We start from the raw sequence: 23,390 nt of genomic DNA, 5'->3' as shown, positions 1-23,390 counted from the left end.
AACAAGAATTGCGTGACTCGCCGGAATTGCCCTATCGTCTGCGTGCAATTGACCTGGTGCAGCCAGAAGATGAAGACGCGATCGCGTCTTCTGTACGATGCGGCTGTAGGGGCAGGTTACGAGATAATCAGCTCATAGTAGAAAGCAAGGCTGCCGAAGGAAAGCGTTTAGATGTCCGAGCCATTACTCATCGTCGATGTGCAATCTGGTTTTATCAACGACTTCACGCATCATATTCCGGAGCGTGTTGTCCGCTTGCTCCAGCGCCACGAGTACGCGCCAATTCTGTTTACGCGCTTTATCAATGTGTCCGACGGGCCGTACTGTCGCTTTCTTAACTGGCACGGCTGCGACAGCGACGCAGAAACAAACCTTGTCTCGGAACTCGAACCCTTTGCCAAGCCAGAACTTGTGTTCTCAAAGTCGGGACTGTGCGGAATGCCAGACAAACTGGCGAACTACCTGCGCGAAAATTCGATTCAGCGGATCTCTGTCGTCGGTATCGATACCGATATGTGCGTGTTGAAGATGGCGATGGATCTGTTCGATATCGGCATTGAACCACTTGTACTGACTGACTGCTGCGCCAGCACAGCAGGTTTGCAAGCGCATTTGGCGGGACTGGCGGTACTCAGCCGCAATATTGGTGCCCAGCGGTTGCACGATGCGGGTCTTGGAGGAGGGATGCTAGCTGCGCCGTAGAAGCAGCAGATGATAAACGGTTCGGTTAGTAAAAAGATGCCAGAATTTTCCCTTCTGTAGAGACGCGAAATTTCGCGTCTCTACAATCTATGCAATTCAACGAATCATCTTATTTGTTTTTCTGGAGGGTTTTCGCTTGCTCCAGCGTGATTTCTTTGAGCGACTGATAGGAACTAGCATTTGAAGCACCTTCAATCGCTTTAACCGCCAGATCCTGAACCTGCTTGAGCGCAGAATCGAGTTGTTTCGAGAGGCTGAGAAGCCGCGCGTCCTGATTGCGAATTGTCTCCTCTAAAGACTGAATTCTCTGTTCGTGAAAACGCTTTTGCATTTCCACATCTTTAGCATACAAATCAGACTTAATTTTGGTTTGGTGATGGGCAATGCCTTTGCCTTCTTCCTTGGCTTTTTTGATAGCCGCTTCCAGTTCTTTGGGAAATACTTCTACCTTAGCTTTCGCCTCGTCATATTGTTTTTCTCGTTCAGCGATCGCTTTCTCCCGCTCATCCCACTGTTTCTCTTCTTCTTGCTGGAATTCTTCCAGTTGCTTATACAAACCTTTCTTGGTTTGATCGGACTCGTCTTGGTTGATTTTGCGTTGGAGTTCTAGATCGTACTTATACTCTTTAACATCCCGTTGTCGCGTTTTAGCTTGCGTTTCATTGCGCTCCTTAATGGAGCGTTTACGTTCTTCTTGCTCTTTGAACCAAGCGCTTTTTTGCTCTAGAGTTTCTTGTTCTAAATTTTCACGTCTTTGGCTAAGTTCCTCTTCAAAAGTTTTGGAACTTTCCTCATACTGTTGGATGAGCGTATCCAACATTCCTTCAGCGATTTCTAAATTATGCAGATATTCTAATTCTTTAACCTCTGTGGCGACAGAACCCCTGAGTTCTTGTAGCTTAGAAGCTTCTAATGTCAGTTTCTCTGACAACTCGCTGACAGCACCCCCAAATCCTAATTGCAGTTTCGCCAGACTTTCAATTACCCGATCCATTTTTTGTTGATCCGCAGTAGCCTGATTCATTGTTATCCTCGATTCCAATGGCTGTTTGTCTTTAATCGCCGGTGGGTTACTTTGATTCAGTTGTTTCACTTGCGAGTCTAGCGCTGCTTTCTCCTTACTTAATTCCTCATACGCCGCTAAGATTTCAGCCTTGGTGTTTTTGTCGTTGGGTTTTCTTGCCATTGATAATCTCCTATTTTTGAGAAACGCTATTTACTCTGGAGCCAGCTAGAAGCAAATTTCTAATTTCTCTTTTCGGTGCTTGTCAATTTAGCGGAGGAGTTTTCAAAGGCTCTCATGGCAATATCTTGTGCTTGCTTCAAAGCGGCTTGAAGTTGGGCAGTAATTTCTGCTATTTGTTCAGATTGTCTTTGAATTGTTTGCTCTAGGGATTGAATTTTAAATTCATTTGCCTGTTTAGTCGCTTCCCACTCTTTTTCATACAAATCAGATTGCACTTTAGCATCTTGGTGAACGTCTTTGATTGCCTCTTCTCTGGCTTTTTTAACGGCGTCCTCCAATTCTTTAGGAAATCCTGCGATTTTCTGTTGATGATCTGCAAATTCTGCTTGACGCTTTGTCAGACTGTTTTCTCGATCTGACCACTGTTTTTCTTTCTCTTTCTCAGATTCTTGCAATTCCCGTTCCAGGTTTCGCTTAATTTCTTCGTACTCATCTGTCTCCATTTTCCGAGTCCGTTCTAAATCGTATTGATACTCTTCAACTTCCCGCTGGCGTTCGGCAGTTAATAGAGCATTTTGTTCTTGGAGTGTTATTTCAAATTCTTCCTGCTCTTTTTGCCAAGATTTGCGGATGGTAGACTGTTGTTTTTCCAGTGCTTCCCGTTCGCTGGCTGTTTTTTGTTCAAGCCATTTTAGGTTTTCTTGGTGTTCTTGCGTCAAGATGTGCAACGCATCTGCTACTACTCTGATTTGCTGAAGTTCTTGCAAATGCTGCGTTTCAATGTCTAGCGCCCGTTTTAGTTCGTCTAACTTTGAAGTTTCACCAGTTAATTTTGCGGACACTCCAGAGACAATACCGCCAAACTCTAATTGCAGATCGGCTAGACCTTTGACAATACTATCAATGGTATAGGTGGAAGCAGCTTGAAGAATTTCTTTGTTTTTTTCTTTTTCTGCTTCTTGTTCCTTGGTCGCTATTTTTGAATCAATTTTTTTCTGGTCTGCAATCAGTTGTTTGAAGGCTTCCAGAATCTGTTCTTTGCTGTCTTTGGATGCCAATTTATTCATGCTTTTTCTCCATAACAAAGTTACTCCGTTGCAGGTAAATTTTCTACAGCCGAGTGTTGCCATCTGACCGGGAACGCCGTCCTCAAGTAGAACATTTGTTCTAGTGCAATATACTCAAGCGAATTAGGCAATGTCAAGGGAAAATAACGTAGAACTGGTGTATAAAAAGTTACTGCTTATAGATAAACCCATCCCAATACTTTTCGGATAAGACAAACCTAACCCCCTAATACCGAAACCACCTCTCCGACACCCAGAGGGGCTTTGAATATGGCTCCCCTTCCCACCGCTCCCTTGGAAGCAAGCTACATAGGGAAGGGGCGGGGGGTTAGGTCTGGGAGCAGGGAACGAGAAGCTGAAGCGAGGATGAGGCTAGTAACTAGCTTGGGTAAGGGTTTGGTGAATCTGGTCTAACACTTCTGCCATCGATAGGGCGGGTACGCGCAGAATTTTGGTAGCGATCGCGCTGAGGATTGCCTGCAACTCTGAGGTAGGTTCATCGACCCCATCCCATTGATGCTCCAGCACCAAAATCGGCGGTAGAAACGGCATCTGTCCCAAGGAAGCCAGCGCCTCCATCAAGGCTGGATTTAGCTCCATATCTGCCAGATCGATCAGCAACAAATCAACGTTTTGGTGTTGAAGTTGCCGCAACACTTCAGTCCAAGAGCGCGAAAGTATACTTCTAAACCCGGCTGTTTGCAGGTAGTGAACCAGAGGGGATGCCGTAGAGCCGCCCAACTGGGGTTTAGCGAACAATCGGGGGTCGAAGGCTTCGCTTGTCGGGTAGCGATCGCAATTTTCGGACAAATCCGTTAGCGATCGCGCATCTACAACTAAAATGCTGGGCTTACAACTCATCCCGACGGCAATCTGAATCACCTGCAATAAAGCTGCGGTACGATCGTTCCCATCCGCTGCCAAACAGGGAAAGACACAAAGACTGCTCACTTGATTTGCCGCCTCAGCGGTCGGGCGATCTAGGGTTACTAATGGTAGAGAAGCAAGGGTCGTTTGTGAGGCGAGCTGTTTGAGATAGGCAAGCGGATCTTCTAGATCCCCACCATCAAGGATGACGACATCCGGCTGCCAAACGCGAGCCAAAAGTTCTGCCTGTTCTAGATCGTCGGCTTCTAGAACCCGGTGATTTGGCGAGAGTCCCAAGGCGGTGGGCGAGAATTCCGCTTCGGCTTGCTCAACAGAAGTGATATGTAAAATCGTCAGGCTAACGTTGGTGCATTGCTTTGGCTTGGTTAAACAAGTCAGGCTGTGGCGTAAAGTTTCCGCCTGGACTGGCAGAGTTAAAAAGCCATCGGCTCGGTTGGAGGCGGCTTGCTCTTTTTCGGCGTTAGTGGCTGTCACGATAACTGGAATGTGGCAGGTTTGGTCGTCTGATTTGAGCAGAGTCAGAACGTCCCAGCCGGAAAGCAGGGGCAAGCACGGGTTGAGCAGTACGGCTTGTGGCTGGAATCGCCGTGCCTTTTCGAGGGCTTCTGTCCCGGAACGAGCGATCGCGGCTCGATAGCCTAAACTGGTGAGTTGCTGGGTTAAATGGTCGATGTACTGGGGTGCGGCTTCGACAATCAAAATCAACCGATTGCGGTTCAAAGATGAACGATGCGGAATGAAGGATGCATCCCGATTTTTTTGAGCCTTCATCCTGCCTCCTTCCTCCTGGCGAGGGGGGGGAATGGGAGGAAGTAGCAGGGTAAACTGGCTTCCCTGACCGGCTTTGGAGATAAAGGAAACATCCCCACCGTGCAGGCGAGCCAAACCTTGGGTTAAAACCAGTCCCAGTCCTGTGCCATCAAAGCGGCGGGTCATGGGATCTTCTAGTTGTTGGAATTTCTGAAAGATTAAATGTTGTTTGCTGTCTGGGATACCAATGCCAGTGTCCCAGACAATAAAGGCAATCCAGCCTTCCCACCGACTCACTTTCAGCCCAATTTCGCCGCCAGCTTCGGTAAATTTGAGGGCGTTGGAAAGCAGGTGCGCGAGCATCTGGCGCAGACGCAAATCGTCCGCCACGATAGTTTCTAATCCAGGTTCGATACTGAGCGTAAAGCGCAGTTCTTCTTTGGCGTTGCTGGCTGGTTCTTGCCCCGTCGCCGGTTCGTCTTTCAAGGTCTGGAGTTGTCTGGCTTGGGATAAGGCGCGATCGCACACTGTCAGAATATTCACGGGTTCTATCGTCAGTTCCATCTGCCCCGTCTCCATGCGGGTCAAATCTAAAATATCGTTGACCACCGTCATTAACTGACGCCCACTCTGATGAATCAGCTTTGCATAGCGTGCCTGACGCTCGTTCAGCTCTCCCAGTAACCGATCCTTTAGCAAGCTGGATAAACCCAGCACGGAAGTTAGGGGAGTCTTGAGTTCGTGGCTGATACAGGCTAAAAACTCATCCTTCATCCGGTTGAGTTGTACTAAATCCGCATTTTTAGCCGTCAGTTCCTTGGCAACCTGCTGCTGTTCGGTGACATCAGTCGCCATCACCAGCCATAAGTCAGTGCTGAGTGCTGAAGATTGCTTGTCAGGACTGAGTGAAGAGGAAGAAGAGGGAATATCAGAATTTCCTCGTAACTCCTGTACTGGCTCGCCAAACGCTCCTAGGAGTCCTAACTCAGTCCCGTTCTGCCGCAGGGGAATTTTGACGAACTGCCAAATGCGCTCGTTGCTCTTTTTCCAGGTTCTAGAGGGCTGGGTTGCTGACGAATTGCCCAGAGGGTTGTTTTGAGTAATGGCGGCTTCTGTCGCTGACATCACGCTGGCAGAATCGCCGCCAACAGAGGCTTCAGCTGCACCCGAATCGGGTCGGTTGTTTGGCTTTGAAGGCTCCCATCGCCGATGAGACTGAATTTCTTGGGCGCTAGAACTTCCGACGAATCTCTCGCTCCACGCAGCGGGCAAGGAATCTAATCTGGCAGGTGCCGCTTGCTGTACCAGGGTAGGGTCAAAATCCCCAATCTGCTGACGCCAAGTCAGGTTCTGGGCGATCGCTTGTCCAGAACTTGTTTGCAATCTTAAAGGCAATGGCAGTTGTTCCAGCAGTTGCACCAAGGGCATGACGGCTGCCCAAGAGGCTGTTGTTTGGTGTCCGCCGTACCGCCCCTCTTTTGCCCCCGTCGGCTTCCCCGAAGCGGGGAGTTGAGCCGTGTTTGTTGCTACTGACCACGGGAAGGGCGGTTTGCGTAGATGCCCGGATGCCCGGAGGGCGGCTTCTCGGAGCGAAGTTGCTTCCTGCAAGCCTACTGCCTCTTCTTTGAGTTCTTCACGGGCATACGCCTGGGAAGCCCTCTTCTGACTACTGCCCATGCCCCATTCCTCGCTGCCTTCGGCGGTTGCCATGAATTTCAAGATGCGATCGCTATCCAACAAACCCAAGAATTGATGAGTTGGATCGACCACCGCCCACTGTTGCCGTATTTGGGAATTGCAACGCAAATACAGCCGAAATTCATTCACAGAAAGCTCGCTTGGCAACGTTGCCAAGCTTTCAATGAGAGGGAAATCTAGGTGACACAGTGGTTGCTGTAAATCCAGCGTCAAAGGAGCAACCAAATAATTTTCTTGGCTGAACGAGTTTGTTACTAGAAGATGAGGCATGATTGCCCGCAGATTGATGACTCCCAGTGGATGTTGTTGTTCGCTGACCACCACCAGGCGATCGTAACTGCCAGAGCTAAAAATCTCCAGCACCCTCACCAATGCCGCTGTTTGTTCGCAAACGGGAACTGGCTCGATAAATTCCTTTAAACTGGGAGTGGATATGGACATGACCAACCTGGCTAGGGGAAAGTGCAACAAGAACGCACGCGCAGTACGTCGCCGCTCAAATTCATCGCTGAGGCTCAGTAGGTGCGGGTATCGCTTGGGGTTTTCCCTGCCTACAGCCTATATGTATTTAAAAAGGAGTTAACAAAATTGGAGAGCCTACAGCTAGTTTCAAAAAAGCAAAAACAAGCTACTGCTTAATTATGCATCGGTCGAGGGGGCTTATGGGAGCCTACTAATTACAATTAATAACAATTCGATTAATGCTTAAATTAATATTAAGTAGTTGATGAAGTCCGGTGAGAGATCCTCCTTCTGAGCGATGTCTCAAGACAAACAGTAATTTAATTTCTACAGTACTTAAAGTTTTGCATCCTCCGTTGTCTATTTGTACTTTTGTGCGTTCTGAGTCGCTGGCACAGTCCTTACGCGACCCATTGTGCAGCGAATCCCTGAAAGAAGCGATCGCCGTGGAACATCGCTATCTTCTGAACCAGATATTTTCCTTACCTGAGTTTTTTGACTGGGTTGAGCAGCACAAGCAGCAAATTGATTGTTTGATTTTACAAGAAGACTGGTCGTTGCGGTCACTCATCAACCGCTTGTACGAACAAGGCATACTGCTGCCAGTTGTAATTTTATCCGGGGTAACGGATGAAGCCAGTCAGAGATCAACCACCCTAGATGGGCAAGATCGCACCAGTACCGCCACGGATTCTACCCAAGTCTTGGGGAGTTATCTTTACCACCCTGGAGAAGTTTATGTACCCGTAACCCAAGCGGACAAGATTGTGCGGTTGATTGAACGGGCGATCGCTCAGTTTCTCACCCTTGCTCCCACCTGTCTCCTCCCAGATCGCTCCATCAGCATCGATGCCATCACCGAGTTGCATACTCAAAATTTTCTTATGCTACAGCAGCGACGGCTGACTGAAAAACTTAAGGAGCGATTAGGATACTTGGGTGTGTACTATAAGCGAAATCCGCAGTCTTTTTTCCGTTATCTATCCCGAACGGAAAAGCAAGAGCTTTTACAGCAACTCCGAGCAGAATACCGCAAAATTGTTCTCAGTTACTTTTCTAAAGAGAGTACACTGAATCAAACAATCGACCAATTTGTGACAACGGCTTTTTTTGCCGACATCTCTGTTTCTCAAATTGTCGAAATTCACATGGAATTAATGGATGATTTTTCTAAACAACTGCAAGTAGAGGGGCGAAGTGAAGAAGTCTTGCTGGACTATCGATTGACTTTAATTGATGTCATTGCTCACCTGTGCGAAATGTATCGCCGTTCTATTCCTAGAGAGTCATGATCCTAAGCTTTAAGCTCATCGCTTCAGGCAGATTTTGAAAAAAAACCTTAGACTTTAGACAATCCCTAATTCCCCCTCCAACACTTTCTCCCTAATGGCTAAGTTATGAGTGCGCTCAAGAAAATTTATGTTCTCAAGCTCTACGTTGCTGGAAATACTACCAATTCTGTACGAGCTTTGACAACACTCAAAAATATCCTTGAACACGAGTTTCAAGGCGTCTACGCTCTCAAAGTGATCGATGTTCTCAAAAATCCGCAACTGGCAGAGGAAGATAAAATTTTAGCCACACCGACCTTGGCGAAAGTATTACCGCTTCCTATCCGCAAAATCATCGGGGATCTTTCAGATCGGGAAAAGGTCTTGGTAGGGCTAGATATTCTCTACGAAGAACTCATTGAAGCCGAAGCGGATTTGTAAACTTTAATTCGGACTGGAGACTTTAGACTTTAAACTGTTATATGTTTCCTAGTCCGTTTCTGCAAGTAGAGCCAATTTTTTGCGACTGAAGCGATGAGTAAAACTAATCCGATTGAGCCACAAGCCGAATTGGCTCCAGTGGGAGTACAAAAAATCCGGACGATGATTGAAGGCTTCGATGATATTAGTCATGGAGGCTTACCCCTAGGGAGAACTACCTTATTCAGTGGCACTTCTGGAACTGGCAAGACATTATTTGCCGTTCAATTTCTTTACAATGGAATTGCCTATTTTGATGAACCTGGGGTATTTGTTACCTTTGAAGAATCTCCTACTGATATCATCAAAAATGCCTCCAGTTTTGGTTGGGATTTGCAACGCTTAATTGATGAAGGGAAGTTGTTTATTCTGGACGCTTCACCCGATCCAGAAGGACAGGAAGTGGTCGGTAACTTTGACCTTTCTGCCCTAATTGAGCGCATTCAGTACGCCATTCGTAAATACAAAGCCAAGCGGGTTTCTATCGATTCTGTCACCGCTGTTTTTCAGCAATATGATGCCCCTTCCGTCGTGCGGAGAGAGATTTTTCGCTTGGTAGCCCGCCTCAAACAAATTGGCGTCACTACGGTGATGACGACGGAACGTCTCGAAGAATATGGCCCGGTGGCGCGGTTCGGAGTAGAAGAGTTTGTTTCCGATAACGTGGCAATTGTCCGCAACGTTTTGGAAGGAGAACGCCGTCGCCGCACGATTGAAATTCTTAAACTTCGCGGCACCACTCACATGAAGGGGGAATACCCTTTCACCATGACCAATAATGGCATCAATATTTTCCCGCTAGGAGCGATGCGGCTCACCCAGCGTTCTTCCAATGTCCGGGTGTCTTCGGGTATCAAAACCCTCGACGAAATGTGTGGTGGTGGATTTTTTAAAGATTCTATCATTCTGGCAACGGGTGCCACGGGTACCGGCAAAACGCTTTTAGTCAGCAAATTTTTGCAAGTTGCCTGTACGAACAACGAACGTGCCATTTTGTTTGCCTACGAAGAATCTCGTGCCCAGCTGTCTCGCAACGCCTACTCTTGGGGCATTGATTTTGAGGAGATGGAACAAAAAGGATTGCTGAGAATCCTTTGCACCTATCCAGAGTCGGCTGGTTTGGAAGATCACTTGCAGATGATTAAGTCAGAAATTGCTGAATTCAAGCCGTCTCGCATTGCCATTGATTCGCTTTCGGCATTAGCACGAGGCGTCAGCAACAACGCCTTCCGGCAGTTTGTGATTGGTGTGACGGGTTATGCCAAGCAAGAGGAAATCACTGGCTTTTGTACCAATACCACAGACCACTTCATGGGTTCCCACTCGATTACAGATTCCCATATTTCCACCATTACAGACACGATTTTGATGCTGCAATATGTGGAAATTCGCGGTGAAATGTCCCGCGCTATCAATGTCTTTAAAATGCGGGGTTCGTGGCATGAAAAAGGCATCCGCGAGTACACGATTAGTGACGAGGGAGCTGAAATTAAGGATTCGTTCCGGAATTACGAACGAATTATCAGTGGTTCCCCTACTCGGATTGCGGTTGACGAAAAGAGCGAACTCTCCCGAATTGTCAGAGGGATGAGGGAAAACAGCGACGATAGAGAAAGCTAATACTTCCAGTTTGAGCATCTGGGATCTGGAAAGGCTCTATCTTTAGGCTTATATCCGAAGAAATACGCATATAAGCAATCCTATTTAAGTTGTGCGCGAGTATTCGCCTTAGTGTAGAGACGCGATTAATCGCGTCTCTACAGGGGTTCGCAAATCATTGAGGATTGCTATATAAGCATTTTCTTACCCACAATTGGAGTGCGGTCATTTTTCCTAATGTTTTAAACGGTTAAATCGTCTGGAAGCCTTGATTTTATTGAGAATTTCAGGCTTCTTTACACAAACTTTATAATTCTGCGGTCAGTTCGCTACTTATTTAAAGCTTAAATAAAGATAAGCTCTAACCCGTAGCAATATTTTTGAAGGAAAGATTAAATATAAGGAACGCCTATCCGCATATTTACGGAGTTACCCGATCTTTAAGGCTGGGGGACTGAAGAATACAAAGTAGTCGCTTTCATCTGACCACAGCCGAGGGGAGGAGATTGAGTCAAATGCTGACCTTAAAAAAAGCTCAACTTCAGTTAAACAATTTTCAACTGCTCAATGAGATATTTTTCCCCAAAAACTATGAAGCTGATTCCAGATTGAATCTTAAGCAAATCTGGGAGAAAGCTGCACTGCAATGGGAACAAACCGCCGCTTCTATAGAAACTCCTAGAGAAATTTGGGAGAATATTCCGACAGGCAAACATTTTGATTCTATTTTGGATCTGGGTTGTGGATATGGCAGACATGCTGCTTATCTTTCAAAACAAAAAAAAATTACCTGCAATCAGTATTACGGAATAGATATTTCCGAAAATCTGCTGCGTCGGATGCTGACATTTAATAAGGCATACAATTTATTCTCTTCAACGGATTTTTCTTTGATTTGTATGCCAATGGGTCAGTTGCCCTTTGAGGACAATTCAATAGAATTTGTAATCTCAAGTAGTGTTTTTCTTCACCTGGAAAAACAACAACTTAGAAAGAACCTGGGAGAAATTGCTCGTGTCATCAAGCCAGGGGGAGTTTTTATTTTTGAGGATTTATTTTACAACCGATACTGTCCGGCAAATATCCTGGATAACGTTTTGAGGAAAGTGAGGAAATCTGGACTCAATTTAGCCGATTTAAAGCAATACTCCTGGCGGGAAATCAACTGGCTGCTGAAAAATTCCCAACTATCGCAAAAATGCCCCCAATATACGATAAAACCCCATAAACCTGCCTTGCTGCCAGAACAACTGAGGGGAGTTGGGATTCCTGCTACGCCAGATATCGATCGGGAAAGGAATCCTCCCAAGTTTTTGAAAGGACTTTTGGCGAGTGGTTATCGCGTTTACTCTAAAGGTTAAAGGTAAAGGCTAGATGAGAGACGCGATCGCGCCTCTCCATTTTAGGGCTTTAAACGAGCATGGAGGGATTCGAACCCCCGACCCTCAGAACCGGAATCTGATGCTCTATCCACTGAGCTACATGCCCTAATAACTTGAATAGTATAACATTTTTCGGTATTTAGCAATTCGGACATTCCGGATGTTGTTACTTTACGGTAAATTGGTCAGCGATTGGGCGATGCCTATCAAAGAGAATGATTAGGCTTGCACCTGACGCCAGAAGCGTTCATTTTGATTGCCCCCTAGTCTACATCAGCCCTTTTTTTGTTGCTGAATTGGAATCTCTATCATAAACTCTACGCCCTGTAAAGGTGATGAAACACAGCGAATCTGTCCGCCGTGACGCTCCACCACAATAGAGTAGCTAATAGACAATCCCAAACCAGTGCCAGCCCCCACCGGCTTCGTCGTAAAGAAGGGGTCAAATATCTTCTTTTGCACTTCTTCGGTCATGCTAGGCCCATTATTACCAATCCGGATTGCGACCCGACCCTCCTCTACAATGGAGGTGCGAACCCAAATCGTAGGTGATTGTTCATCGTTCATTGTTGATTGTTCATTGCCATTAGTCGTGAACGATGAACCATGAACCTCTTCTAAGGCATCAATTGCATTACTGAGAATATTCATAAATACCTGATTCAACTGACCTGCGTAACAGGTCACTTTAGGCAGGCGAGCGAATTCTTTAATCACCTCAATCCCCAATCGGTTTTTCTGGGGTTTGAGTCGATGCTGCAAAATTAACAAGGTGGATTCAATGCCTGAATGAATATCTACTGGCTTCATTGCTGCTTCATCCAAGCGCGAGAAGTTTCTCAATGACAGCACAATAGATTGGATGCGTTCTGCCCCTACCTGCATAGAAGATAAGATTTTTGGGAAGTCTTCTTTCAAATATTCCAATTCAATTGTCTCAATCTCTCGCTGAATTTCTGGAACTGGATTGGGGTAAAACTGCTCATACATCTGTATAAGATTGAGCAAGTCTCGCGCATATTCATTTGTAGGGGCAAGATTGCCGTAAATAAAATTGACTGGGTTGTTAATTTCATGGGCTACTCCCGCCACCAGTTGCCCAATACTAGACATTTTTTCCGCCTGAATCAGCTGGGCTTGGGTGCGTCGCAATGCGCTTAAAGTGAGTTCTAGCTGTTGCGCTTTCTCCCGTTCTCGCGCTTCTGCTTGCCGCAGCGCCTCCAGATTAGATAGCTGAAGATGAAGGTTGATCCGAGCCAAAAGTTCATTCTTCGAGATTGGTTTAATTAGATAATCGTTGGCACCAGACTTAAATCCTTCTACCAGGTCTGATACTTGATTTTTGGCAGTTAACATCAAGATGGGCAGTTCGTTAAGCAAATACTGTTCGCGGATTTTCTGGCAAACTTCATAGCCGGTCATGCGCGGCATCATCAAATCCAATAAAATGATGTCAGGTCTTAGCCCCTGCGCGATCGCTGCCAATGCTTCCATGCCATTGAAGGCTTGGGTTAAGGAATAGTTTTGCCCCGATAGATAGTTAACCAGCACCTGCACGTTAACTGGCTCATCATCCACTATCAAAATATTGATGTCGCCACTTTGGGTTACAAGTTGCTGTTTAGCAGGTTGCAAATTAGTAGGTTGCAAGTTGCCAAGTTGAGGCTGCAATTCTTCAACCTTCAATTCTTCTTCAATCTTCAACTCTTTTGAGAACGGCAGGGTAAACGTAAATCGCGAACCAACACCCATTTTGGATTCTACGCGAATTTCTCCATTGTGCAATTCTACTAGCTTTTTGGTGATAGCAAGACCAAGACCAGTCCCCCCATAAATTCTTGCTGTTGAGCCATCAGCTTGTTCAAAAGATTCAAAGATTTTGCCAAATTTCTCTGGGGGGATACCAATTCCCGTATCGGCAACGGTAATCGCTAGATAAGGTACATACGCAGGGTCAAAGAAATCTTTCTTTTCTCCCTCCTCGACCACAGATGCCGACACTTCTACTACACCAGAATCTGTAAATTTAATGGCATTGCCGACCAGGTTGTAGAGAATTTGTTGCACCCGATCTTCATCAACATTAACAGCTGGTGTATTTGGAGAAATTTTATTTATCAGATGTAAAGATTTTTTACCAATTAGAGGTTGGCTAAGAGTCAGCACCACATTGGTAATTTCTCTCATTCCCACGGACTTGATTTTAAGCGCTAGATTTCCATGTTTCAGTTTAGAAAAATCAAGAATGTCGTTGATCAAATTGGATAGTCGGTGAGCGCTCGATACTACCATCGATAGATTAAAAATCGTCTTTTCAGGCAAATGTCCCGTTACACCATCAATAAGAGATTCGGCGATGCCAATGATGCCATTAAGCGGGGTGCGGAGTTCGTGAGAGGTATTTGCCAGAAACTCGTCTTTTAACTCCTCCATCCGTTTGCGTTCGGTAATGTCTTGGAACCCGCTAAGCATTGCTTGCTCGCCGTTGAACGCAATTGGCTGAATGGATAAATTGATCCACAATGGCGTTCCGTCTACCTTTTTTATCTGAAATTCGTAGTTGCGAACGTACCCATTTTTAGCTAGTACCTTCAGAAACCCTTTTCGAGCATCAGAATCGTAATGGAACTCTTGTGCCTGACGACCTATCAATTCCTGAGTGGGTAGACCCAAAGTTGAGCTACACGCCATGTTTGCATACAGAATCTTGCTATCAGATACACGACTAATCAGTAGAGGAATCGGAGTAGTTTCGGCAATCAATCGAAATCGCTCTTCGCTTTCGCGTAAGCGATCTTCTGCCTGCTTGCGCTCGTCAATTTCTTGCTTGAGGTCAGCATTTAATGCTGTCATCTCATCATAGAGTTTGGCATTTTCTAGAGAGATAGCAATTTGAGATGACAGCATTTCTAAAACTTTCAGCCGATCTGGTGTAAAAGCATTAGTGGTCAGATTGTTTTCGAGATAAAGCAGACCAATCAGATGCGTTTGCTTAATAATCGGAAGACATAAGATAGATTTAGGATGATGTTGTAAAACGTAAGGATCTGATTTAAATAAGCCTTGGTTAGTGGCATCGTTTAAAACCAAATTTTTCTTCGTTCTTTTCACATAATTGACAATAGCAGGGGAAACCTTTTGACTGGATTCCACGGGAATAAATTGGAGAACTGTTACCTCAGCCCGATCGACTTCTCCCTCAGCAGCGATCGCTAAGTTGCCCGATTCTTCCAAAATGAGAAAGCCTTTCTGCGCTCCAGCATTCTCAATCACAATTTTCATTAATTTTTCTAGCAACTTGTCTAAAACGATTTCACTGGCTAAGGTTTGGCTGGCTTTCACGACTGTCGTTACATCCAACAATCCCGAATCGCTGCCAGTACTAGAGGAAATCATGTTGCTCGGACACCCAGTTTTGCCGGTTGCAGATACCCCGGAAAAGAACTGCGGATATTTTTCTTCCACATCATTAACTTTAGCGATCGCGCCCCATTTAAGATAGCCATAGTGAGCTTCCATAATATGGGCTTTTGCCAGCACGGTGTATCCTTTAGCGAGAAAAAACTTTGCCGCTAGTTCATTGGCTATCGCTTCGTTCTGGATATAATCGTTTTCTCTAGCTGAGTTAATTGACTTTTCATATAAATCCAGAGCCTCCCCATCTTTGCCGGTAATCCGCGCTATTTCAGCAGACATTAGTAAATATTTGTGTAAAAAGTTGTCTGGGCAAGCTTCAGACCACTTCCTCATCTTTTCTAGATTTATCAATAGATTTTCCATTGCCTGCTCTTTGTCTGCTTCCAGCAAAGTAGGATAAAGAGCTGCTTGGATTAAAGTAGAATAAAAATAATGTTCCGGTATCATGATAGTAGCAAAGGGAATCGAGATTAGTGTTTCCCCTTGTGCGATCGCTTTCATCGCATCAGCATATTTTTCGTATAAATAAAGTAGCTGAGCCTTCAAAATACAATAAGTAACATAAAGAGCTGGGACTTTTTTTAATTCATCCCAATGCTCTTCTTCTTTAAAATTATCATCATTGAAACTGGTTTTTTCTTCTGTTTCTCCTTTTAGACTTAAAGCAAACTTCTGTATGACTAAAAAAATATCGACAAAAGAGCGTATTTTCTTCTTTGATGAAAATTCTAAATATTTTTGAACTTCTTGATAAACTTCATCCAAATTATCTCCCTTAAATACTAATTTAACAGCTCGGTAGTAAGCTGAATAAGTAGCCCATTGAAAATCACCAATTTCAATTCCGTCCTGAAAACCATTTTTTAGATATCCCTCGCAATCTGTCCTCAAATGATTTTTCCAGTGACTAATGTACGAACCGAAAATCATGTTAAGTTTACATTTAAAGGTTATATTATTAAATTTTTCATTAACTTTTAAGCCTAATTCACCAAATTGATAAGCTGCTTCAAATTCATCTCTTCCTGCCAGAGTCCATCCATAAGACATATAGGCAAAAGAAGTGACATTTGAATTGCCAGATTTTAAGGAAATATTAACCATTTTTAACATTATTGAATCAAATATATGCTTGCCGATAAATCGGGCAGGTGGAGTCATATTTATAAGAATCTTTGTAGCAGCTACTTTCTCCAGATCGGTCATATCTGGCGCATCAATTAAATCTTTAACCTCTCTCCCTGCCAGATTAACTTTAACGTTTTGAGTTTCAGCTTTTATTAGTTTTTTTAGTTCCTCTTCACCATCGGGAAGGTCGATCCCAAATAATCTCAATCCTGCTTTACCGATTTCAATAGCTTCTTTAGTTTTCATCAAGTTGGTCGTATATATAATGATTTTCATGATATATACGCTTGCCTTTTCCAAGTTTGATGCAGCTTTATTTAAAATAATGTCAAAGAATCTTTCGCATTCATCAATATTTCCGTTCAGATATTCGCATTCTGCGCGTTCTTTATAAAGAGATAATGTTAACAGATACTGGAATTCCCAGTCATTATCTGAAAGCAGTTCCATTCCGGCAGTTATATATTTTAATGCAGGTTCAAAAGCTGTGGATAGCTTGGCTTTTTTACCAGCGGTTAGATTTAAATTTGCTAGTTCATATCTTTCATTTTGGTTAGTTATGATGTCCTTGCCGCAATTAAGCTGATTAACTACATCAAAAATTTTTTCTTCTAGTTCTTGTCGAGCTGTATTTCTAAGTAATAGCTGACCTACTTTGAGATGAACCTGTTGTTTATCAGTTTCTGGGATTAAGGAATAAACTGCCTGCTGTACGCGGTCATGTAGAAATTTGTAAGAAACTGCTAAATCATCATTGAGAGAAGTATTTAAATTATCTTCTAAATAAGATTGAACGTATTTATATGCATTACCAATTGGTATAATTAGTCCTTCCTTAAGGGCTTCCCGAAGTTCAACAGATGTTTGTACCTGAGACTTTTCATTAACAATCGATAAAACTCTTAAATTGAATTCGTTGCCAATACAAGCTGCGAGTTTTAGAGCTTTCTGAGTAGGATGGGAAAGTTTTTTAATTTTTATTACCATTAATTCAACTACATTATCCGTGATCTGCATTCCTCGAATTTGTTCAAGCTCCCACTGCCAACATCCCTGGTTTAAGTCAAAATTAAACAAGTTCTCTTCGTAAAGAGATTTTAAAAACTGAGTTAAAAAGAAGGGATTGCCATTCGTTTTATTAAAAACTAACTCTGCTAACGAATTTAATTTTTCTGGTTCAGATTTAAGCGTATCGGCAATCAGTGAATTTACATTTCTAAGAACTAAAGAGTGCAGAGATATATTATTCACCGCAATATCGCTCTTTTTAATTTCATCCAAGGTCAGCATCAAAGGATGAGTTGCACTCACTTCATTATTTCGGTAAGCCCCAATCATGAGTAAGTATTTACTATCCGGATCGGTCATTAACAGATAAATTAATTTTAATGAGGCTGAATCTGCCCATTGTAAGTCATCCAGAAATAAGACTAGGGGATGGTCTTTTGTAGTAAAAACACTGAGGAACTTTTGAAAAACTAAATTCAATCGATTTTGGGCTTCTGCTGGAGCAAGTTCTGGAACTGGCGGCTGTTTGCCGATAATCAGTTCCACTTCAGGAATTACATCAATAATGACTTGACCGTTGCAACCAAGAGATTCTAATACTTGTGCTTTCCAAAGCTCTATTTTTTCTTCACTTTCTGTTAAAAGTTGCCGAACTAATTCTTGAAAAGCTTGAATTAGGGAAGCATAGGGAATATTTCGTTTAAATTGGTCAAATTTGCCAGAAATAAAATAACCCCTTTGCCGCACAATTGGTTTATGAATTTCATTTACTAAAGCTGATTTACCAATTCCAGAAAAGCCAGAAACCAGCATCATTTCAGTCGAGCCAAAGCTGGCTCTTTCAAAAGCTGCCATTAGAGAAGCAATTTCGGAGTCTCGACCATAAAGTTTTTGTGGGATTTGAAATTTATCGGAGATATCGTGTCTACCTAGTGGGAAGTTGTTAATCTTTCCAGTACTTTCTAGATGAGTTAGACAAATATCCAGGTCAGCCTTGAGTCCAAAAGCGCTTTGATAGCGGTCTTCAGCGTTTTTAGATAATAACTTCATCACGATGTCAGACACCGCTGGCGGAATGTTTGGATTCAGATGCTGGGGTGGAATTGGAAGGCTGGCAATATGACAGTGAACTAACTCCATCGGATCGTTGGATTGAAAAGGCACCCTTCCAGTTAGCATTTCGTAAAAGGTGATGCCTAAGGAATAAAAGTCGGTACGATAATCAATTGAGCGATTCATCCTCCCCGTTTGCTCTGGTGATATGTAGGCAAGAGTGCCTTCTAGCAAATTGGGATTGCCAATCATCTGGTTTTCTCTGGACAGACGCGAGGCAATGCTAAAATCGGTAATTTTTACCAATCCTGTATCAGGATTAATAATGATATTTTGAGGCTTAATATCCTTGTGAATAATGTTGTTTTGATGTAACTGACTAATTGTTTCTGAAACATGAATAATTATTTGGATTGTTTTCTTTAAGCTAATTTGATTTTTTGAAAGAAAATTTTGTAGCGAATCTCCTCCAAAATCTTCCAAAATCAAAAACCAATATTGATTATATTTTTCCAGCTCTAAAGGTTTAACGATTCCTGAGATAGGTAAATCGTAAGCAATTTCATATTGATGTTTAAGCTTAGCAATTTCGGTGAGAGCTGGATACTCTTGCCGAAGACTCTTAACAATAACAGGTTGCTCGTTATGATGGCGATACCCTCGATAAACAACTGTTTTTGTTCCTTCGTAAATTTTTGATAGGATTGTATAATCTGGAATATTTAGCATAATTTGGTTTGTGTTTCAACTGGCAACTAGAGTCAATTACAGTGTTTTACTGGGCAGGAATGTGCAGGGGGATTTATACAGTAATCGTTCGCCAAAGTGCGTGGTTGATAACCAGGCTACAAATGTTGCTATTAGCCTGCGGTTGGTATAAGTTTAGTCACAGAAGTAATGGCGCAGACTAAATTTAAACGGGGAATCAGTGTAAGGACTTGCGTATTTAAATGTTCAGTCTGCTGGCAACACAGCGTCAGAATCGCCGATTCTGACGCTGTGTTGCCTGAAAAACAATCCAGCTTTGCTGTTTTCTGGGCATAGTGGTCTACCAATGCGGTGAGGATTCTGATTGTGCAGATTGACTGTGGCATCACAACCGTCAATCTGCACTAGAAAAAAGCAATATTAAAACTCTTAATATAACCAATCTTTACGGGTAAGCGGCAAATTCCAAGCTTTATCTGCTCGTCGCTGCAATAGGACTTGATAAATCCCCATGTGGTTCCGTTCAAAGGCAAGAGCGAAACCAATGAGATAGAGCCGCCATAATCGTACTTTACGTTCGCTGCTGAGGGCGATCGCTTGCTCCATCGCTGCATCCAGATTAGCCGCCCAACAGCGCATTGTTTTGGCGTAGTGCATCCGCCAAGCATCAACATCGACAATTTCCCATCCCGTCTCTTCGGCGGCTGCTAAAGAACCGGACAGCCTGGACAGCTCTCCATCCGGGAAGATATAACGTTGAACAAAGCGCTCGTTGAGGCTGGAACCGTCCCATTTTTCTGAGGCGGTGATGCCGTGATTGAGAAACAAACCTCCAGGCTTCAGGGCAGATAAGGCACTCTGAAAATAAATCGGGTAGTTTTTAATTCCGACGTGTTCAACCATCCCAACCGAAACAATTTTGTCATAGGTTGGCGTTTGGGGTAAGTTGCGATAGTCGAGAAGCTCGACTTTTAGCTGTGTGTCCAAACCTTCTTTCTCGATCGCTTGTTGGTTAAAAGCCAGCTGCTCTTTACTCAAAGTAATGCCATATCCCTTCACTCCGTAATGAGTTACAGCCCAGCGTAGCAAAGCTCCCCAGCCACAGCCAATATCTAATAAATATTCACCTGGTTTTAATTGGAGTTTACGGCAGATCAAATCGAGCTTTGCCTGCTGAGCTTCTGGGAGGCTCATCTGGGGATGTTCAAAATAGGCACAAGAATAGACGAGTAAAGGATCGAGCCAAAGACGGTAAAAATCATTGCCGACATCATAGTGATATTGAACAACTGCCGAGTCGCGATCGCGGCTATGAGTGATTAATTTCTGCCAAGATGATTTCTCTTGCAGCGATAAAGGCAATTGGGGTAAACTCAGCGCTTCCATCCAAGCTTTTATGGCTTTGCTGCGATCGCTCTGGGAAAAGGAAAGCGTTTCTAAGAGCATCAGATCGTCGATGTTGCCTGTAAAATCCAAAAAGCCCTGAAGATAAGCTTCTACTAGAACCAAAGGATCTTGGCTCAGAATTAGAGTCCGGATGACTCCGGGATGATGAATCTGCAAAGTGAGTTGAGGAAGCGAGTCATCAACTGTGCCATTGTTCAGTATCTTGTCTGTCCCCCAGCAATCAATGCAGAATTTCAGAGGCAGTAGAGAAAACATTTCACTCAAGATATCTCGGATGCTGGTAGGAACAGAAGAGTACAACATGGTTGATGAAAGCGTGTTAGTGGTTATGTATCAGTAGCAATTTGGGATTTTGGATTCGCTATCCAACTGTGAGGCGACCTTAGCCTAACGATGTATAGCAACAACGCCGAAATGGTACTGAGGATCAGTTATCAACTCAGCACCATTTAATATCTACAGACGAATAACCACTAATCACTAACACCGCGTGCAAATTTTTCCACACCTGTCAATCGCAGGCGAGACTACTGCGCTCTTCGCAGATTCGCAAAATTTTACTTACATAAACACGGCGGTAGAAAATAAACCTAATTTGTGGAGGCAGGTAATCTCCCTAAACTTAGGGGCATGGCAATGCCGTGTCTTTCGGATGTCAGGGTGTAACCCCTCCTAACAACGCCTGACAACTAAAAAATGTTGTCAGGCGTTTTTACCAAAATGAGATGCTTTCAGTGGCTAATGGGTCAAATTTACCAACTATCCAACTGAAGAAGTGATGCTTTTGAGTTCGATTTCGCTTGAGGATGGAACTTTGACATTCCAGACAAGCCCTAGACGATTGAGGGCGACGATACCCAGCCAACCCAAATCAAGTTGCCACCATCTGAGTCCAAACTTTGCCGAGTGCTGGAAGGCATGGTGGTTATTGTGCCATCCTTCACCGAGGGTCATAATGGCGACGAAAAGGTTGTTCTTACTTTGATCGTCTGTGGGAAATTGGCGTTTTCCCAAAAGGTGGCAGACTGAGTTGACGCTGAAAGTAAATTGATGCAAGAGGAAAATCCGGATACCTCCTCCCCAGATTAAGCCTCTCAATGCTCCCGACCACGACCCGGTTAAGACTCCACCCAGAAGCGTCGGGATTAACAGAGAAAGTAGCACCCAGAGGATGTAGAGTTGGTCGATTTTTTGGACAACATTGTCACGATTGAGATCCGAGACATAGGGGTATGGAGGCGTCCAATCGACGTTCAGCAGCCAGCCAGTATGGGCGTGCCAAAAGCCTTGAACCACCGACAAAAACCCTTCTCCGTGAAGATTTGGTGAGTGGAAGTCTTGTTGGGTATCTGAGTAGAGGTGATGACAGCGATGGTGACTCACCCAGCTAATGACTGGACCTTGACCTGCCATGCAGCCAGCGATCGCTAAAAAGGCACGCACAAATGCCCCTGCCTGAAAGGCACGATGGGTGAAAAACCTGTGATACCCCACAGTGATGCCAAAGAAAGTCAGGGCGTACATTCCTACCAGTAGACTCAGATCCAGCGGCTGGACCCCACGTTCCCAGAAGATGATAGCCAGGGTCGCAGCGATAAATCCCAACAGAGGCAGGGCGACGACGATGACATTCAGCGTTTTCTGAAAATTGCTGATTTTAGAAGGATTGGAGAAAGAGATTGACACTTGCTTGGTTGAAATAGAATACTCGCTCAATAAAACTAAGAATATCTGATTGTTTGCCGTTAAATTCCTGGAAAATTGTCCAGTTTAGAGCTGATGGAAGTCCGCTTTCAGTGCGCTAAAGGAAACTGATGGGGTCTACGGGTGTGCCATTTTTACGAACTTCAAAGTGGAGATGGGGGCCAGTCGAAAAGCCGGTAGAACCAACCGCCGCGATCGCATCTGCTCGGCTTACGGATTGTCCTTCCGAAACATAGAGTTCGCTGGTGTGACCGTATAAGGTGGTGATGCCGTTGCCGTGGTCGATGATTACCGCCTTCCCGTAACCTCCATACCATCCGGCAAAAATTACCTCTCCGCTGTTGGCGGCGCGGATAGTGCTGCCATAACTTGCCCCAAAGTCAAGACCGGAATGGAAACGGCGGTAGCCCAGAATTGGGTGGACTCGCCAACCAAAGTTGCTAGTAATTCCCGCATCGCTAGGGTAGCTGAAGATACCCGTGCCGCGAAGAATCTCGCTACCGCGAAGAATGGCTTTGCTAGCTGCCGCCTCTCTTTCTCTTTTTGCCTTCGCTTGGGCAACTCGTTTTTGGATGAGAGTGCTAATCCCTTCGGAATCAATCGCCAAAACGTTCTCAGCTGCTTCTAAGGCTTGCCGGTTGGTATTCAGGCGTTGAATGAGCTGCTGCTGCGCCTGTGTCTGAGCTTCAAATTCGGCTTTTTGTGCGAGCAATTGTTGGGTAATCAGGGCAATTTGGTTTTTCTGCTGTTCGATCTCGGTTTTTTGGTGGTTGATTTGGTCGGCTTCCGCCTTCAAGTTTTTCAAGATTTGTTGGTCGGCTTGAAACACCAATTTGATCTGGCGACGCCGGTCAGAAAATTGACTGAGATTTTGGCTGGCTAGCAGAATTCCCCATCCTTGGTGAGATAGCTGCTGGCGTTGCAGGAAACGCAAACGGGCGACGGTGGCGGCTTGCTTTTGTTGATAAGAGCGTTCCGCGATCGCCAGATCCTCTTGCAACATCTTTAATTCCTGAGCGGCTCGTTGTAATTGATACTGGTAGTCATTGAGCTGGGTGCCCGTTAATTCCAGGTTTTGCTGCAAGCCACTGAGTTGTCCCTGCGCGGCTTTTTGGAGTTTTGATAAGCGATCGCTTTCTTTGGAATAATTAGACCGCTGCCGATCCAGTTGTTGCTGCATCTGTCGCAGCGTTTCAACTGTGACGGGTGGCGGCGATGGTGAATCTTCCGCTAGCACCGGCATTGCTAGCAAAAGCCAAAGGAAAATTAGGCAACAAACAACCGGCAACCAGCACTGATGCCCAAAATTTTTCCTTTTTCCTGAAAATGGTGCTTTCATCCTTTCAAACTCAGTCGTGCCAAAACGCCGAATTTCATCATGATGACACCAGAAATTTTATTCACCTATCTTAGTCCGCTTGCTGAACTAGCATTCCCCAACCCCTCTCTACCCCCAACCCCTCACCGAAAAGCGAGGGCG

Annotated in this window: 13 protein-coding genes and 1 tRNA gene; 6 read left to right on the top strand and 8 right to left on the bottom strand. The window is 44.5% G+C overall.

The genetic code is table 11. From position 1 onward, the window contains the following. Positions 1 to 8: 8 nt before the first annotated feature. Positions 9 to 338: a hypothetical protein gene (locus AC2VDX_RS10035; RefSeq protein WP_378183068.1), complete on the top strand. Its 330-nt coding sequence runs from the start codon at positions 9 to 11 to the stop codon at positions 336 to 338. Next, the gene (locus AC2VDX_RS10030; protein ID WP_378183062.1) at positions 235 to 702 is read left to right on the top strand and encodes an isochorismatase family protein; all 468 of its coding nucleotides are present in this window, start codon (positions 235 to 237) and stop codon (positions 700 to 702) included. Before AC2VDX_RS10035 ends, AC2VDX_RS10030 begins: the two co-directional genes overlap by 104 nt. A gap of 109 nt (positions 703 to 811) precedes the next feature. On the opposite strand, the gene AC2VDX_RS10025 is transcribed toward AC2VDX_RS10030, so the two are convergent. The 3 genes from AC2VDX_RS10025 to AC2VDX_RS10015 all read right to left on the bottom strand — a co-directional run bounded on the left by AC2VDX_RS10025 (position 812) and on the right by AC2VDX_RS10015 (position 6,732). Next, positions 812 to 1,888: a coiled-coil domain-containing protein gene (locus tag AC2VDX_RS10025; protein WP_378182998.1), complete on the bottom strand. Its 1,077-nt coding sequence runs from the start codon at positions 1,886 to 1,888 to the stop codon at positions 812 to 814. A gap of 59 nt (positions 1,889 to 1,947) precedes the next feature. Further along, positions 1,948 to 2,955 (bottom strand): hypothetical protein, encoded by a 1,008-nt coding sequence (locus AC2VDX_RS10020; protein WP_378182995.1) that lies wholly within the window; start codon positions 2,953 to 2,955, stop codon positions 1,948 to 1,950. Positions 2,956 to 3,327: 372 nt separating this feature from the next. Next, positions 3,328 to 6,732 carry an ATP-binding protein gene (locus AC2VDX_RS10015; RefSeq protein ID WP_378182992.1) on the bottom strand — a complete coding sequence of 1,135 codons (3,405 nt, stop codon included), beginning with the start codon at positions 6,730 to 6,732 and terminating at the stop codon, positions 3,328 to 3,330. Between the two features lie 296 nt (positions 6,733 to 7,028). Between AC2VDX_RS10015 and AC2VDX_RS10010 the strand changes: the two genes are divergently transcribed. The 4 genes from AC2VDX_RS10010 (at position 7,029) to AC2VDX_RS09995 (ending at position 11,464) form a co-directional block, all read left to right on the top strand. Next, a complete protein-coding gene (locus tag AC2VDX_RS10010) occupies positions 7,029 to 8,045 on the top strand; it encodes a circadian clock protein KaiA (protein ID WP_486928144.1) in 1,017 nt (338 codons plus the stop codon). Between the two features lie 105 nt (positions 8,046 to 8,150). Next, complete coding sequence (kaiB, locus tag AC2VDX_RS10005) at positions 8,151 to 8,465, top strand: circadian clock protein KaiB (protein ID WP_378182986.1); 315 nt, start codon at positions 8,151 to 8,153, stop codon at positions 8,463 to 8,465. A gap of 93 nt (positions 8,466 to 8,558) precedes the next feature. Further along, positions 8,559 to 10,124, top strand: coding sequence for a circadian clock protein KaiC (gene kaiC, locus AC2VDX_RS10000; RefSeq protein ID WP_378182985.1), 1,566 nt, complete (start codon positions 8,559 to 8,561; stop codon positions 10,122 to 10,124). A gap of 494 nt (positions 10,125 to 10,618) precedes the next feature. Then, positions 10,619 to 11,464, top strand: a complete 846-nt coding sequence (locus tag AC2VDX_RS09995) for a class I SAM-dependent methyltransferase (RefSeq protein WP_378182982.1) — start codon at positions 10,619 to 10,621, stop codon at positions 11,462 to 11,464. Positions 11,465 to 11,518: 54 nt separating this feature from the next. Here the strand turns inward: AC2VDX_RS09995 and AC2VDX_RS09990 are convergent. The 5 genes from AC2VDX_RS09990 to AC2VDX_RS09970 all read right to left on the bottom strand — a co-directional run bounded on the left by AC2VDX_RS09990 (position 11,519) and on the right by AC2VDX_RS09970 (position 23,249). Next, positions 11,519 to 11,591 (bottom strand) — tRNA-Arg (locus AC2VDX_RS09990). A gap of 167 nt (positions 11,592 to 11,758) precedes the next feature. Next, positions 11,759 to 18,820 (bottom strand): ATP-binding protein, encoded by a 7,062-nt coding sequence (locus AC2VDX_RS09985; RefSeq protein ID WP_378182979.1) that lies wholly within the window; start codon positions 18,818 to 18,820, stop codon positions 11,759 to 11,761. A 408-nt stretch (positions 18,821 to 19,228) separates the two neighbouring features. Further along, positions 19,229 to 20,509: a class I SAM-dependent methyltransferase gene (locus AC2VDX_RS09980; RefSeq protein WP_378182977.1), complete on the bottom strand. Its 1,281-nt coding sequence runs from the start codon at positions 20,507 to 20,509 to the stop codon at positions 19,229 to 19,231. A gap of 456 nt (positions 20,510 to 20,965) precedes the next feature. Beyond that, the gene (locus tag AC2VDX_RS09975) at positions 20,966 to 21,892 is read right to left on the bottom strand and encodes an acyl-CoA desaturase (protein WP_378182974.1); all 927 of its coding nucleotides are present in this window, start codon (positions 21,890 to 21,892) and stop codon (positions 20,966 to 20,968) included. A 115-nt stretch (positions 21,893 to 22,007) separates the two neighbouring features. Continuing rightward, positions 22,008 to 23,249: a murein hydrolase activator EnvC family protein gene (locus tag AC2VDX_RS09970; RefSeq protein WP_378182971.1), complete on the bottom strand. Its 1,242-nt coding sequence runs from the start codon at positions 23,247 to 23,249 to the stop codon at positions 22,008 to 22,010. Positions 23,250 to 23,390 lie beyond the last annotated feature (141 nt).

It is taken from the genome of Coleofasciculus sp. H7-1, assembly GCF_057473865.1.
The sequence above is the reverse complement of the archived record's forward strand: the minus strand, read 5'-3'. Positions and strand labels throughout refer to the sequence as shown.